Below are 14,731 nucleotides of genomic sequence, written 5' to 3'. Positions count from 1 at the left end.
TTTTGATAATAATTATCAATATCATTGACAATTCGTTCCTGGCTGCATTAAGATTTGCGGTAAATAAAGGAGATGAACCGCTTGTACGCTTTGGAAACTCGGGATTTGTCGATAAGCTACGGTGATCAATTTATATTTCAAGATTTGCAGCTGTCGATCGCCAAAGGTAAAGTCACAGCGATGATCGGCAGCAATGGCTGAGGTAAATCGACACTTCTGCGTACGATGGCCCGATTGCTCAAACCGCAGAAGGGCAATGTGCTGCTAGAGGGCGAGAGCATTGCCACATTATCGACCAAGGAAGTCGCCAAACGGATGGCTTTGCTGCCCCAAGGTCCTACGGCACCGGAAGGACTGACCGTCATTCAACTCGTCAAGCAAGGAAGATATCCGTATCAGAGCTGGTTGCAGCAGTGGTCGAAGGAAGATGAACAGCTTGTAAACGGGGCACTGGAGACGACAGGGTTAATGGAGCTGGCGGAGCGAACGGTTGATTCGCTATCCGGCGGGCAGCGGCAGCGCGCGTGGATTGCGATGGTATTGGCGCAAGACACGGATATTGTGCTGCTCGACGAACCGACGACGTATTTAGACCTGACGCACCAGATTGAAGTACTCGATTTGCTTTATTCACTTAACGCAAGCGAGGGGCGTACGATTGTCATGGTGCTTCACGATATCAATCTAGCCTGTCGTTACGCGCATCATATTGTGGCTATTCAAGATCATCAGGTTTACGTTGAAGGCTCGCCGGAAGAAGTCGTGACCGCGGGAATGATCGAGGACGTCTTCCGCATGAAAGCAAGCGTGATCCAAGACCCTTTGTACGGAACGCCGTTGTGTGTACCGCATGGCAAGGGAAGGACAATTTAAGCAAAGGAGGTAAAAACGATGCCGTTCGAATATACACCGGAAGAAATTGATGAGCTGGTAATAAATCACCGATTGGCGCTTGAGCCGTCAGCGGACAGGTGGTATTCCATCCCGGCGACCGATCTGCTCGACAAAGACAAAAGCCTGGATTATTTGGACAAAGTAGCGAGCATATTCGAAGCCACGACCACCGTCGCGAATGCCTCACTTTTCGCCAAGAGGTACAGCTTCTTAATCATTGCATCCAGCCTATATGCGATGAGCAGGTATGACAAAAGCCTGGATTATTCCATAGAGAATTGTCATATCGAATCCATTCATCAAGGGCAAGCCTGGCTGCCGAAGGTACGCCTAACGGAATGGCAAGCTACTAGGCCAGGGGAAGGCGGACGGAACGAATGGCGGGACCAAGTGATCCGCAACGTATTCGCCGACAATTTGTCCAAAGCCTGGCGCGCAGTGTCGAAATCGGCATCTGTCTCGAAATCCGTCCTATGGGAAAATACGGCGATTTATGTGTACTGGCTGTACGAGAACAAATTCGCTGAAGGAGCCGATGCCGAGCTTAAAGCTCGAATCCAAGCCGACTATGATTATTTGCGTACGGCAGCCCCAGCCCACCTTTTTGGAGAAACCAGGAATCCTCTAGCCAAATTCGATAGCCCTAAAGTTGCCACCAAGGCTTCGAATCAGCCCATTCGCATCCGGAAAACCTGCTGTTTTTACTATCAGGCTTCGGATGAGCCGAACGATTATTGCCCTACGTGCCCCAAGATAAAGCATGAAAGGGTCGCCATAGGCTAACACCTATGGCCCCTTCAAAGACGCTGCTAACCTCACTTGTATTTACATCTCCTGTAATCTATCTCCGCATGCACCTTTACAATGCCAAAATTAATCTTTCATACATGATATTGACAATTGAAGACACTCACCCTAAGATAATGTAAGTAATGATATTGATTATCATTATCAATAAATACGACAAAAGCTGATTAGCAAGGACTGCTTGTCGTCGGGGAGTGGTGGCTTTGAACTCATATCTGGTTCAGAACGCGCAGAACAAACTCATTATGAGCAAAGCGAGGGAACTGGGGATCGCCTGCAAGCCGTTGATTCCGGGATGCGAAGATTTTCTGGAGCTGTCCTACAAGGGCAAGAACATTATTATCAACAAGACGAGATCGCATAAGATGACTTTAATGTCGGGTTTGTTGGCTAAGAACAAAGAGGTGTCAAATCTGCTGTTGAGAAGAAGCGGGCTGCCGGTGCCTGATGATATTGTCGTTTCCCGAATGGGAGAAGAGGCCGTACGATTCTTGAAGACTTATGAATTGGTCACCGTCAAGCCGCTCGACTTAAACCGGAGTATCGGTGTGACGCTGGGCATCCGTAACGAAGAGGATTTGGATCAAGCCATTCGGACGGCACGGCTCCATAGCGAGAGCGCCATGATACAGCGATACGTGGAAGGCTTCGACTATCGGGTATTGGTCATCGCTGGCAAAGCGGTCGGCGTCTTGGAGTATCGCCCTGCGTTCATCGAAGGCGATGGCCGTTCGACGATCAGGCAGCTTATTCAAGAGCTGAACGATGATCAACTGAGACGCAATGATGCCGGGACGATCGGTTCGTACCAGCCTGTCGACATCGAGTCGGAAACCGTACTCCATCATCTGCAACAGCTGGGCTGGACGGTCCATGACATCTTAGAGGCAGGGAAACGGGTAGAACTTTTTGCGAAAGGAAATATTGCGGCGAATGATATCAGTGAAGTTGTGACGGACCGAACCGAAGAGATTTGCCGGATCAACGCCGATATCGCCATCCAGGCCGCAAGTGCATTGCAGGTCGACGTCGCTGGCGTAGATATCCGCTGCAAGAATATCAGCCTTCCGCTGGACGCGGAGAACGGGGGGATTCTTGAGGTCAATGCCTTACCGGATATGATCGATCCTCATCTATTTTTTCAAGGGGAATCTTCAGACGCGGTCAAAATCTATTTGCAATATCTATTCGAAGAATAAAGGAGCGTTAAATGATGATTACGACCAATGCTGGAGAGGCGTATTTAAAGCTTCAAAACGATAAAGAGTCCAATGCTCAATCGTATCCGCGGCATTTTCCGCTTGTCATCGACAGAGCCAAAGGCTTAATGGTGACCGATACGGAAGGTAAGCAGTATTACGATTGTTTATCGGGAGCGGGTACGCTCGCGCTAGGGCATAATCACGACGTCGTCGTCGCGGCTATAAAAGACGTGCTGGACAAACAAATTCCTTTACATACGCTGGACCTGGCTACTCCGCTGAAGCTGGCGTTCATGCAAGAAATTTTCTCCATCCTGCCTGAGCCGTTAAGAAATACTTCAAAAATACAGTTCTGCGGGCCAACCGGCGCCGACGGCGTGGAAGCGGCCATTAAGCTGGTCAAGAACGCGACGAGAGGCAAATCGATCCTAGCTTTTCAAGGGGGCTATCACGGTTCGACGCAGGCGACGATGGCCATGAGCGGCAACTTGAGCAAGAAACAGCATTTGCAGAGCTTGCTGCCGGATGTGCACTTTCTGCCCTTCCCTTATGAGTACCGTTGCCCGTTTGGGGTGGGGGAAGGAATGACGGCCCAGATCAGCGCACAGTATATCGAGAATTTGTTGGATGATTGCGAAAGCGGCATAGCGGCTCCTTGCTGCATGATTATCGAAACGGTCCAGGGAGAAGGCGGTGCGATTCCGGCGTCTATCGAATGGCTGAGGGAAGTTCGCCGCATTACGGCGGAAAGAGGCATTCCATTAATCGTGGATGAGGTTCAAACGGGGATCGGAAGAACCGGTGCCATGTTCTCGTTCGAGCATGCCGGCATCATTCCGGACGTCATTGTCTGTTCGAAAGCGATCGGAGGCAGCTTGCCGATGTCGGTCGTGATCTACAAAGAAGAATTGGATCAATGGAAACCCGGCGCGCATACGGGAACGTTCCGCGGGAATCAACTGGGAATGGCCACGGGGCTTGCGACACTAAAGTATATTCAAGAAAACGGCGTGCTCGCGAATGTGCGTGAACGCAGCGTGCAATTCTTAGATTCCCTTCGCCGCTTGCAAGAGAAAGTCGAAGAAATTGGCGACGTTCGCGGCAGAGGCTTAATGATTGGGGTAGAAATCGTCGATCCGGGCGAATGCAAAGATCGGCTGGGACACTATCCGCCGAGTGGAGAGCTGGCTTCCAAGATTCAAGAAAGATGCTTTCGGAACGGCTTGATAATCGAAGTGGGAGGACGCCGCTCGGCTGTCATGCGGTTTTTGCCGCCGCTCACGATCACGGCGCGCGAAACGGCGGAAGTGTTGTCCATTTTCGAGAAATCAGTGTTGGAAGCAATTGAGATGACGAAAAGCAAATGTTAATTGTCTCACAGTTGAAAAAACATTCCGTTTTATTGGCGATCCTGATCGGGGCGTTCTCATTGGTGCTGACGAACAGCGCGTTTAATACGCTGCTGCCAAGCTTTGTCCGGACATATGGGATCTCGACTGCGCTAGGCGGATGGATTATCATTCTTTATATTTTGGCGATGACGATCACGATGCCGCTCACCTCGCTCGTTGTCGATCGGCTCGGCCGCAAGAGAACTTATATTTTGGGGATAGGGCTATACGGGGTATTTTCCATTTTGGGAGGGTTGTTCCACCAGTACGTGCAAGTCATCTTGCTGGTTCGGGTCATGCACGGCGTGGCGGCGGGGTTAATGATCCCGTTGTCTCTGGTCTTGCTGTTCGATTATTACGGGAAAGAAACGCGGGGAAGGGTGGTCGGCGCATGGGGCATGCTGCTGACGATCGCTCCCGCTATCGGACCGACGTTAGGCGGCTTCGTCATGGAGTTCGGCAAGCTGGAGCAGCTCTTCTGGATGAACGTTCCGTTCGCGCTGATCTCGTTCGTTCTGTGCTGCGCCCAGATTCCCTCTTATCAACCGGCCATTAGGAAAACCGTCCATCTTCAAGGCATAGTGCTAATCGTCGCCAGCCTTGCCGCGCTCAGTCTGGGCATTCAATTCGTATCGAACCCCGCCGTTCCAAGCTGGATAACATGCTTGCTGTTCTTCATCGGAATCCTGGCGTTTATTCGTTTCATTCGGCAAGAGAACGCCAAAGCAGAACCATTGATCCGTTACGGGCTGCTGCGCAGCAACCCATTGTTTTTGACAGCGCTTCTGATTTCAACGGTACAGGACGCGGTCATGTTCGGCGTAATCTTCGTCATGCCGTTAATCTTTCAAGAGGTGTTTCATCTGTCGCCTTCCGTGGCGGGAGCCCTTTTCATTCCGACCGCCGTATTCACGAGCCTGTTCGTCTGGGTGGGCGGCAATTGGCTTGATAAAGGTAAATCTCTGAAATTCATCGCTTATGGCATTGGTTTTGTCGCGGTATCGGTATTATCTTTCGCTTTCGTACCGACTGGCGTTTCGTTAATCATCGTTATTTGCCTCATGGCTTTAAGGGGGGTCGGCAACGGATTATCCGATATGACGATGACAGCAATCGGTCTTCAAGCCTTGCCGGAAGAAGATCTGCACGAAGGATCGGCTTTGTCCAATACGATCCAGCGTCTGGCGTCCTCGTTCGCGGTGATGCTGCTGGCCGTCTATTACGATGTCCGGTGGCAAATGCTCGCAAAATCGGGAGAGACGGTCGAACATGCGAAATGGATGACTTTAAAAGAAGAGTGCATCGTTTTAGGGATCTTGATGGTCCTGACGTTGCCGCTCGTTGTATTAATAAATAGGAAGAAGGCAGGTGCGGTTGTCGGATATGGTGACTAACGAAAGGACGAGGAGCCGGGAACAAGCCAATGCTCATACATGCAAGACATTGTTGAATTGTTATATCCGGGAGCTCGGAAAAGAACAGCTGAGCGGTATTAAAATGAACCCCGGAGAAAAAACCTACGCGGTTTCTTTTCCGAAGAGCGGCGCAGCGATATCGGGTAAGCTCCACTACTATTCGGCGAGCGGCGAGCATGAATACGGCGAGTTTCGGACGAATGACGGAACGGAGCTCCATTACCATTCGTTAGCCCGCTGGATCGTCAGAGAGCTTCAACATCGTTATCCTCTCATTACGGGCGAGCGGGAGGTTGATTTTGCGGAGAAGGTCGACAACAGCTACCGGAAAGTTGCTTTATTCTTGGAGCGTTCGGCAGGTCATCCGGTAAGCGACTATTTGTCCTCTGAGCAATCCTTGCTCTATGGGCATCCGTTCCATCCGTTTCCGAAAAATACGCTCGGGTTCACAGAAGAGGAAGCGATTAGGTTCAGCCCGGAGCTTCGCGCTTCTTATCAGCTGTGCTATATGGCAGTGAGGAAAGATGTTTATTGGGAGGAATGGGTATCGGGAAGCAAGCGGGCGGAGCTGCACGAGAGCGTCGAAAGGCAAGCGAGGGGGATTCTTAGGGAGAAGAGAGACGAATATCACGTGCTGCCGGTTCACCCTTGGCAGTATGAATATGTGCAGAATATCCAGGCCGTTAAGGACTATATTCAGCAAGAGAAAATGATCCTGCTCGGGAACTGCGGTCCAATGGCATATCCGACTTCTTCGGTAAGAACCGTATTTATGCCCGATATGGCCTGTAATATCAAGCTGCCCTTAAACATTCAAATTACCAATCTGAAAAGAAACAATAGCCGGGAGCAGATGCGGAGAACGCTGGATGCTGCTAACTATTTGCTGCGAAGGAATTGCTTCGGAAATGAGGAGGCTGCCCGAATCGCTTATGAGGAAGGCGTGTGCGGATGCCGTTTCGAGGATGAGGATGTCACGAAATTATTGACGATCGCTTATCGTCCAATCGAATTCGATGTCGCGTCGACATTCGTATTGTCGAGCCTTATTGAAGCTCCCGTTCAGGGGGAACCGTGCCGATTGTTCTCGTTGATCGACCGGAGGATACCCATCGTACATTGGTTCCGCCGCTACCTGGAAATCTCCCTGCTGCCGATCGTTCGCGCTGCGGAGGAGCACGGCATTCATTTCGAAGCGCATCTGCAGAACACCTTGCTTACGATCAAGAACGGTATGCCTCACATGTTTATAATCAGGGATTTGGAAGGGGTTAGCGTGAATCGGGAGAAGGGCGCGGCTGCTGAGGATGGGGCGGGCCCTCTTTTCTATGAGAAAGAACAATGCTGGGCGCGCACGGACTACTACTTCGTCGTGAACCATCTCGGTTCTTTGATTCATGCGATAGCCAGAGACATCGAGGCAGAGGAAGAGCATTTCTGGGCAATCGTACGGGACATGCTCGCGAAGGAATACGAGGTCGCGGAGAACGAGTATGTGCTTCATTTACTGACAGTAAGTGCGTTCTACGCGAAGAAAAACTTGGTCAGCTGTTTAGCGGGAAACAGCGAGACGCCGTCTTACGCGCCCGTCGACAATGCGATGAGAAAAATAGGGAGTGAAGCGAATGGAACGAACAAGCTGCTTGTCTAACGAAGAGAAGCTAACCTCCTTGAACGAAGTCATGGAGAGAATCATGCGCCAAACGATGGAGGCCTTCCTCTTCGAGGGAATCGTCGATGTATCGGGAAAAGGAAGAGAGCGGTTTTTTACGGGGAAAACGGCCGAGGGAGCGACGGTTCGGTATTCGTGCGAGGCCGATGACAAAGAGTCGTTCGGCAGAGTGAAGCTCGTCAAATATTCGATCCGCAGAGAAGGCGAGCCTTGCCTCGACCTTTATCAATTTCTCGAGGAAGTCGTAGGGAACAGCTTGGACGGGACGCATGTCGCGCAGTTTATCAGCGAGTTGTTGGAGACGATGGCGAAGGATCATCAATTCAAGACGATCCAGCAGGAGGGAGTTCCAGAGGAAGACCGGCACTATGAAGCGTTGGAAAGCCATATGGCGGACGGACATCCGTACCATCCGAGCTACAAATCGAGAATCGGGTTTTCGCTCGCGGATAACTATGCTTACGGGCCCGAATTCAATCAAGAGGTTTCCTTGCAATGGGTCGCGGTTCATGAACGGCTCGCGGACGTCAGCGTCTCGGATGAGGCGTCGGACGATGAGATCTATTTGAATCATCTTACGGACGAAGACAGGCGTACTTTCAATGAAATACTGATAAAGAACGGCCGCGATGCCAAGAACTACGTATTCATTCCCGTTCATCCCTGGCAGGCGGAGCATCGAATTCCCTCTCTCTTTGTTCAACAGTTGGCGGATAAGGACATCGTGATGCTGGGCGGGACTCAAGTTCCGTATCGGGCACAGCAATCGATCCGCACGCTCTCTCGTCGCGACAATGAGGATGCCACATATATAAAGCTGGCGCTCAGCATCACTAATACGTCGACGAGCCGCATTCTTGCACATCATACGACCCAAAACGCACCGAAGATCAGCGACTGGCTGCAAAAAATCATTCGGAACGATGCGCTGCTAACTAGGTTGAGGTTCCAAGTTTTGAGGGAAGTGATGGGCGTTTCGTTCCGTTACGCGGAGCTGTCGCCGATTGCATACGGCTCGGCTTACGGTACGCTAGGCGCGATCTATCGGGAGAACGTATCGACCTACCTGGAACCGCAGGAAACAGCTTGGCCCTTGAACGCGGTGTCTCTCGTGCAAAAAAACGGAGAGTCGTTCATCCAGGCTGCGATCGAGCGGCATGGTATCGAGAAGTGGAGCGACGCGTTGATCCGGACGGTGACGCTTCCGATTATTCATCTGCTGTACGTTCATGGCATCGCGCTGGAATCACATGCGCAGAACATTATTCTCGTTCTTGAAGATGAGCTGCCGACAAGAATTATTGTGAAAGACCTGCACGACAGCGTGCGGTACGTTCGAGGCAAGCTCTTGCATCCCGAATGGGCGCCGGAGCTGCATCCCGAGCCAGAAACGCATCGGAAATTTAACCGATATTCGTTCCTCCAGACGGAGTCGGTCTCGGAAGTAAGAGATTATACGTACGACGCCTTCTTTTTCATCTGCATGACGGAGATTTGTTTGACGCTTGAAAAATTCGGTTTGAGCGAATCGGATTTCTGGCGAAAGTGCGTGGAAACGATCGACGATTACCAGAAAGGTTATCCGGAGTACAAGGAACGGTTCGAGATGTTCGACCTGTTCTCCGAAGACGGCCTCATCGAAGAGATGACGAAACGGCGGATATACGGAGATGGCGAATTGTATTTCCGTAAAGCGCAAAATCCTTTACGGCGGGCAATGGGTGTCTTGGGATGAGAAAAAACAGGCTAAAAGAGAAAATCCGCAGGAATGAGCCGGTCTTTGGACTGTTCGTCTCCATTCCGCATCCGATCATCGTCGAGATGATCGGCCATGCGGAATACGATTTTGTCATCATCGATTTCGAGCATGCGTCGACGAATATGGAGACGGTCGAAGAGTTGGTTCGTGCTGCGGAACTATTGGAAATTACCCCGCTTGTGAGAATATCACGTGTAGACCGGAACGAAATTTTGAAAGTGCTGGACTGCGGCGCGCAAGGCATCGTCATTCCCCACGTGGAGAGCAGGGAAGAAATCGAAGAGGCCATTAGTTATGCCTATTATCATCCGATAGGAACAAGGAGCTTAAACAGCGGCAGGCCGGGCGCTTTTGCGAAATATTCGTTAACCGACTATATAGCGGAAGCGAACGAAGAAATTCTTATCATCCCGATGATCGAAAGCGTCGAGGGTGTGAACCGCAGCGGGGAGATCTTGTCGGCGTCCCGTGTCGGCTTCGTCTTGGAAGGGGCGGCGGATTTGTCGCAGTCGCTGTCCGTTCCTTGGGATACTGAGCATCCGGAGGTGCAGCGGTATCTCCAGAGAGTGCGGGAGGCAGCTCAGCTATGCAGCGTACCTTATGCGACCGTGTCTAGAAACGTGGAGGGCCATCTCCAGTGGGCTGAAAGAGGAGTAAATATATTCGTGCTGGGTGATGACCGAAATACGGCTTTCCGGGCATATTTGAATAAACGGAACGACTATCGAAGCGCAATGGAGGGGAGGAAATGAACGAACGAGTCAAGGAATTGATCCCTGAGTGGCAGGAAAGAAGCCGAGAGCCGATCTGCGCGTATGTCTACGATTTGGGAAGCATTCAAAGGCATGTCCGGGAGATGCTGCGGTTGATGCCTGCGCGCACCGGCTTATTCTATGCAATTAAAGCCAATCCGGATAAGCGGATCATCGAGGCGCTGCTTCCGCTGGTGAAGGGATTCGAAGTGGCATCGATCGGCGAGATGTTGAAAATAAGGGAAGTATCCGAAAGCGTACCGATTCTATTCGGTGGACCGGGGAAGAAAGACGACGAGCTGGAAAAAGCGATTCGAAATCACGTGACTTATTTCCACGTGGAAAGTCTGCTGGAGCTGCGAAAAATCATCTGGCTAGCAAAGGAATGGAACCATCCTACACAAATCTTGCTTCGGATCAACTTGAGAACGAACACATTGCCGCAAACGAAGATCGCAATGGGCGGCCGTCCGAGCCCGTTCGGGCTGGATGAGATATTGATCGAAGAGGCGATTTCGATTTTGAAGGAGAGTAATAATACGCATGTGCGTATCTGCGGCTTCCACTTCCATTCCCTCTCGAACAATCTGCAAGCGGACCTGCATGCGGATATGGTTCGTCTCTACCTTCAGAAGGTCAAAGAATGGAAGCTTCGATATGAATTGGACGTCTCGGTTATTAACGCGGGCGGAGGGTTCGGCGTGACCTATGACGGAGAGCCGGGTTTCGATTGGTCTCGTTTCACTTCTTTGCTCGCGCAGAGCGAGGAATTCCGTTCCCTGGAGAATACGGAATTATTTTTCGAGCCGGGAAGATTCATCGTGGCCGATCATGGCTATTACATAGCCGAAGTCATTGATATCAAGCGGTCGCAAGAGCAATCTTTCGCCGTCATCCGTGGCGGTACTCACCATAACCGGTTGCCGGCTTCATGGGGGCATAATCATCCGTTCCGCGTTGTCCCGATTGACGAATGGGCATATCCATTTCCACGGCCGGAGGTCGAAGGCAGCAAAGTCACGATTGTAGGAGAATTATGCACCCCGAAGGATCGGCTGCATACCGATGCCGATCTTAGAAGGCTGCGTGCGGGAGACATTCTAATTTTTGAGAAGTCGGGCGCTTATTGCTGGACGATCTCCCACCATGACTTCTTAGGTCATCCGCATCCGAAATTTTATTATCTTACGGAACAGGGGGAAGCATGAGGATGGATTACGTATTGTCGCAAACCCGAAGCAAGGCTGCCGCAGAAAGCCGAATTCGGAAAGAGCTTATGGATGCTTTTTTGGCGGAACGTTTTTTCTTAGTTAATGAAATAACGACAGGGAAGCTTTTGGAAGCGCCGGACGACGTGCAAAAACATTACCCGGGCATTCGTGAAGCTTCCGTCTACGTGGGCGAAATCTGCTTTCTCGTTGAACCTAGCTATAGGCAGGGAGTTCAGTGGGCAGCCGATTCTCCTATCCTCAAGAAGGAAGGAGAATTTTGGGCAGTAGTCGACTCACCTGTGGAAATCTGTAATCTCGTCCTGCGCTATTCGTTATCCGAGGAGGCTTATTCGCATCCGGGAGTGGCGGATTTCTTAGAAGGGCTGGACGTCGCGATCCGGCAGCTCGGCCTGAGCCTGGAGCAAGCGTCCGATCAATTAGCATTCGCGCCTCACTCTGCTTATGAATGGTTCGTGAAGGGAGAGAGGCTCTCCTCTTTGCGAGATCGGCCGTTCCATCCGTTGTCTAAGGCAAAGACCGGGTTTGAGGAGCAGGACTATCGGGAGTATATGGCAGAGTTCGGGAACAAGACCAAGCTTTATTGGGTGGCCATCGCGAACGATTCGGTGTCAAGAGGATGCGAGGGAGACGGATTCGACTGTCTCGAGGTGCTGGACGATCGTTCAAAAGCGAGCATTGAGGAAGAGCTGGCGCAAAAAGGCCTCTCGAAGGAGGCATACACGCTGATCCCCGTTCATCCGTGGCAGTTGAACAATCGGATCTTGCCGGATTTCCGGAAGGAGATCGAGGAAGGAACCGTTATTCTTTTGGAGACGCAGGCAGGCGAGTTCTTGGCGACTTCGTCGCTGCGTTCATTTGCTTCGACCCGTGAATCAACTAAGATGCTGAAGCTGCCCATTAGCGTTAAATCATTAGGGGCCGCCCGGTACCTACCGGTCGTGAAATTGCTGAACGGGCTTGTTGGCGAGAGACTGCTGCGCCAAGCGGTTGCTTGCGATGAGACACTTGCCAATCGCGTCTTCCTGTGCGAAGAGAAGCGTTGGTGGGGATACATGCCGCGAACGATGGGGCTATTCGATGATCATCCACGCCATCTGGCGGCTCAAGTGAGAATTTATCCGTCAGAGATCTTGGATGAGGGGTATAAAATCATTCCGATGTCTTCCTTGGGCGTTACGCTGAACAGCGGTCATTTTCTAAGTGAGATCAGGGGGGGACGGCCATCGCAAGAGGAGGCCATTCGCTTTTACGCTGACGTGGCGGCTATGTTCTACGACATTACGATGAGACTGTTCAAGGTCGGCGTCGTACCGGAAATCCACGGTCAAAATTGCTGCCTCGTGCTGAAGGACGGCGAAGCCGCAGGCATGCTGTTCAGGGATCACGATTCTGTGCGCTTGCATCAACCCTATCTGGATAAACACGGGATCGAGGATCCCCGCTATCATATAAGGCCGGGTTATTCAAACAGTCTGTACAACGAAACGATTGAGAAGTTGATTTTCTATGTCCAGTCTCTCGGTACGCAAGTCAATTTGGCATCGATTATGGAATCCTTGTCGGAAGCTTACGCTATACCGGAGAAGCGGCTTTGGGACATAACGGAGAAAGAGCTCAGGGAAGCCGTTCAGCGCATTGATATTCCGGAGACTGATCGCAGCGCTCTGCTTCATTCGTTGTTCGAAAGCGATGTGTGGCCTTCGAAGCTGATCATCCGTCCGCTGCTCGAGGCCGACGGCGTTCCGGGAGCGATGCCGTCTGGAAAGGGCATCGGGCACAATCCTTTCCGCTACCGTTCGATTTAGTCCAGAGTGAAAGGCTATTCCATTTATTTGGGAAATCTTTTATACCCGAGTCTTGCGCCTGTAAGCATTAGGCGATATCGTTAAGGCAGGGAGGCGATGTGAACCTATGCTGGAGCCGGGGAAGACGTACAATACGGCTGTGGAAGTAACGCTTGAGGTCATCGGAGGCAAGTGGAAGCAGGTGATCCTATTCCATCTGACGTTCGGCAAGAAACGCAACGGCGAGTTGATGAGCCTGTTACCTTCGGTAACCCAAAAAGTGCTTACCCAGCAGCTGCGGGAGCTAGAAGAGGATGGCATAGTAACCCGGATTTCATACAATCAGGTGCCGCCCAAGGTCGAGTATGAGTTGACAGAGTACGGCTGGAGCCTAAAAGAGATTCTCCATCTTATGTGCAGATGGGGAGATAGGCATGTCGAGCTTGCTTACGGCGATAAGGTAAAGATCTTGGCCGGGGCTTCTCGTTTGGACGATAATTAATTAGCAACGAAATAGAAACCGGTCACTGGATGCCAGAGACCGGTTTTCTTTTACGCAGCCACTTGTCATGGGATGACCTTGCGCTGTCGCAAATCCTCAAAGATATTCAGAAACATCGCTTCTGTATCCATAAATTCATGAAAGCCGAAACGGCGAGCCTTCGTGCCGTCTGCAAAAAAATCGTAATCCCAGGAAAATACAAAGTCCCCAAACCCCCATGAGGAAACGTCTTTATAGGCGTTGTTCACTAAGCCATGCTTCTTCACCATGGTTTTCCACAGCTCATCTTTATCTGCCATGACTACATCTAGAGACATCTGCAGCGGGGGTGCCGTCTCAAGACCAAAGCTAGCGGCGATCTTAGGCCAAAGTTCATTCCATCGGAACAGGTCTCCATTCGTAATGTTGAACGCTTGGTTGGCGCAGCGTTCATCCGTGGCTGCCCAGACGGTAGCTTTAGCCAGCAATCCGGCGTCAGTCATCTCAAGCAGGCTGTTATAGGCACCTGGCTTTCCGGGAAAACGAAGCGGCAGTCCAAGCTCCTTCGAAATGGAAGCATAAATGGCGATAACCATGGCTAGGTTCATGGGATTGCCCAATGCGAACCCGCATACGACGGAAGGGCGGAGCGCGGACCAGGTCCAGCTGCTTCCGGGCTGCCGCTGTTCGAGGAACTGCTGTTGGTCGACATTAAACTCAGGCGGCATATGATAAGCATCCGTTTCACGGGCGGGAGTTTTGAACGGACCAAGGTGCGCGCCATAGACTTTATAGCCCTGCATTAGGCTGATATGCTGAAGGTCTGAAGAGATTGGCTCGATTGCATTGACGACGTTGACTAGCATAGCGAGGTTTGGGGGAACCAGTTCGGCCCAAGTAGGGCGATCTTGATAGGCAGCGTAGAAGATATGGGTGACTTCTGTCAGAGTGCCCAGTTTCTCGCGTGTATCTCTTTCATTTAGCAGGTCGACAGAAACATATCTAGTTCGGCCGCTGCTGCTTGAATCCCCGCCTCGACGCGACACGCCGATAATATCCCAATCGGGAAGCTGTTCCAGATACTCGATTAAATTCCTTCCAATCACTCCGTTGGCACCAACGACAAGAGCCGTTTTGCGCGGCAGCGCTTCTTGTATTTTCATAAGTTATTCTCTCCTCATCGGTTGTGGTCTCAACAACATTGTGCATCCTGCGGCGAGGAATAAAAAGTACGCACTTTAGAGTGATATAGTTACTTGAAAGTAATATAAGGTATTGAATTGCATTCGAAAGAACGCAACTAAACGCATGGAATGCCGTCTTTTAAGTATGTTGGTTTTAA

Annotated in this window: 11 protein-coding genes and 1 pseudogene; 11 read left to right on the top strand and 1 reads right to left on the bottom strand. The window is 51.1% G+C overall.

Features of this window, described 5'->3' with window-relative positions:
- Positions 1 to 81 precede the first annotated feature (81 nt).
- The 11 genes and pseudogenes from AC1DLI_RS13225 (at position 82) to AC1DLI_RS13175 (ending at position 13,410) form a co-directional block, all read left to right on the top strand.
- Positions 82 to 873, top strand: a pseudogene (locus AC1DLI_RS13225) (ABC transporter ATP-binding protein).
- Between the two features lie 18 nt (positions 874 to 891).
- Positions 892 to 1,677 (top strand): IucA/IucC family C-terminal-domain containing protein, encoded by a 786-nt coding sequence (locus AC1DLI_RS13220; RefSeq protein ID WP_477603240.1) that lies wholly within the window; start codon positions 892 to 894, stop codon positions 1,675 to 1,677.
- A 227-nt stretch (positions 1,678 to 1,904) separates the two neighbouring features.
- Complete coding sequence (locus AC1DLI_RS13215) at positions 1,905 to 2,900, top strand: ATP-grasp domain-containing protein (RefSeq protein WP_477603238.1); 996 nt, start codon at positions 1,905 to 1,907, stop codon at positions 2,898 to 2,900.
- A 14-nt stretch (positions 2,901 to 2,914) separates the two neighbouring features.
- Complete coding sequence (locus AC1DLI_RS13210; protein ID WP_477603236.1) at positions 2,915 to 4,273, top strand: diaminobutyrate--2-oxoglutarate transaminase; 1,359 nt, start codon at positions 2,915 to 2,917, stop codon at positions 4,271 to 4,273.
- Positions 4,267 to 5,688, top strand: coding sequence for an MFS transporter (locus AC1DLI_RS13205; RefSeq protein ID WP_477603234.1), 1,422 nt, complete (start codon positions 4,267 to 4,269; stop codon positions 5,686 to 5,688). The genes AC1DLI_RS13210 and AC1DLI_RS13205 overlap by 7 nt, the downstream gene beginning before the upstream one ends.
- Positions 5,663 to 7,360, top strand: a complete 1,698-nt coding sequence (locus AC1DLI_RS13200; RefSeq protein ID WP_477603232.1) for an IucA/IucC family protein — start codon at positions 5,663 to 5,665, stop codon at positions 7,358 to 7,360. The genes AC1DLI_RS13205 and AC1DLI_RS13200 overlap by 26 nt, the downstream gene beginning before the upstream one ends.
- Positions 7,335 to 9,116: an IucA/IucC family protein gene (locus tag AC1DLI_RS13195; protein WP_477603230.1), complete on the top strand. Its 1,782-nt coding sequence runs from the start codon at positions 7,335 to 7,337 to the stop codon at positions 9,114 to 9,116. The genes AC1DLI_RS13200 and AC1DLI_RS13195 overlap by 26 nt, the downstream gene beginning before the upstream one ends.
- Positions 9,113 to 9,892 carry an HpcH/HpaI aldolase family protein gene (locus AC1DLI_RS13190; protein WP_477603228.1) on the top strand — a complete coding sequence of 260 codons (780 nt, stop codon included), beginning with the start codon at positions 9,113 to 9,115 and terminating at the stop codon, positions 9,890 to 9,892. The genes AC1DLI_RS13195 and AC1DLI_RS13190 overlap by 4 nt, the downstream gene beginning before the upstream one ends.
- Positions 9,889 to 11,100: a type III PLP-dependent enzyme gene (locus tag AC1DLI_RS13185; RefSeq protein WP_477603226.1), complete on the top strand. Its 1,212-nt coding sequence runs from the start codon at positions 9,889 to 9,891 to the stop codon at positions 11,098 to 11,100. The genes AC1DLI_RS13190 and AC1DLI_RS13185 overlap by 4 nt, the downstream gene beginning before the upstream one ends.
- Positions 11,101 to 11,102: 2 nt before the next feature.
- Complete coding sequence (locus tag AC1DLI_RS13180; RefSeq protein ID WP_477603224.1) at positions 11,103 to 12,929, top strand: IucA/IucC family protein; 1,827 nt, start codon at positions 11,103 to 11,105, stop codon at positions 12,927 to 12,929.
- A 106-nt stretch (positions 12,930 to 13,035) separates the two neighbouring features.
- Entirely contained in the window at positions 13,036 to 13,410 is a 375-nt protein-coding gene (locus AC1DLI_RS13175; protein WP_477603222.1) for a winged helix-turn-helix transcriptional regulator, read from the top strand.
- A 65-nt stretch (positions 13,411 to 13,475) separates the two neighbouring features.
- Here AC1DLI_RS13175 and AC1DLI_RS13170 read toward each other — a convergent pair whose 3' ends face one another.
- The gene (locus AC1DLI_RS13170) at positions 13,476 to 14,552 is read right to left on the bottom strand and encodes an SDR family oxidoreductase (RefSeq protein ID WP_477603220.1); all 1,077 of its coding nucleotides are present in this window, start codon (positions 14,550 to 14,552) and stop codon (positions 13,476 to 13,478) included.
- Between the last annotated feature and the right edge of the window lie 179 nt (positions 14,553 to 14,731).

Source organism: Paenibacillus sp. 01T443 (genome assembly GCF_056398325.1).
Note: the sequence above shows the minus strand (reverse complement) of the source record. Positions and strands in the feature narration are given on the sequence as shown.

Excerpts from the sequence above, each read along its gene's own strand:
- AC1DLI_RS13205 (WP_477603234.1), top strand. The coding sequence starts at position 4,267 with ATGTTAATTGTCTCACAGTTGAAAAAACATTCCGTTTTATTGGCGATC.
- AC1DLI_RS13210 (WP_477603236.1), top strand. The coding sequence starts at position 2,915 with ATGATTACGACCAATGCTGGAGAGGCGTATTTAAAGCTTCAAAACGAT.
- AC1DLI_RS13175 (WP_477603222.1), top strand. The coding sequence starts at position 13,036 with ATGCTGGAGCCGGGGAAGACGTACAATACGGCTGTGGAAGTAACGCTT.
- AC1DLI_RS13185 (WP_477603226.1), top strand. The coding sequence starts at position 9,889 with ATGAACGAACGAGTCAAGGAATTGATCCCTGAGTGGCAGGAAAGAAGC.
- AC1DLI_RS13220 (WP_477603240.1), top strand. The coding sequence starts at position 892 with ATGCCGTTCGAATATACACCGGAAGAAATTGATGAGCTGGTAATAAAT.
- AC1DLI_RS13195 (WP_477603230.1), top strand. The coding sequence starts at position 7,335 with ATGGAACGAACAAGCTGCTTGTCTAACGAAGAGAAGCTAACCTCCTTG.
- AC1DLI_RS13180 (WP_477603224.1), top strand. The coding sequence starts at position 11,103 with ATGGATTACGTATTGTCGCAAACCCGAAGCAAGGCTGCCGCAGAAAGC.
- AC1DLI_RS13190 (WP_477603228.1), top strand. The coding sequence starts at position 9,113 with ATGAGAAAAAACAGGCTAAAAGAGAAAATCCGCAGGAATGAGCCGGTC.
- AC1DLI_RS13170 (WP_477603220.1), bottom strand. The coding sequence starts at position 14,552 with ATGAAAATACAAGAAGCGCTGCCGCGCAAAACGGCTCTTGTCGTTGGT.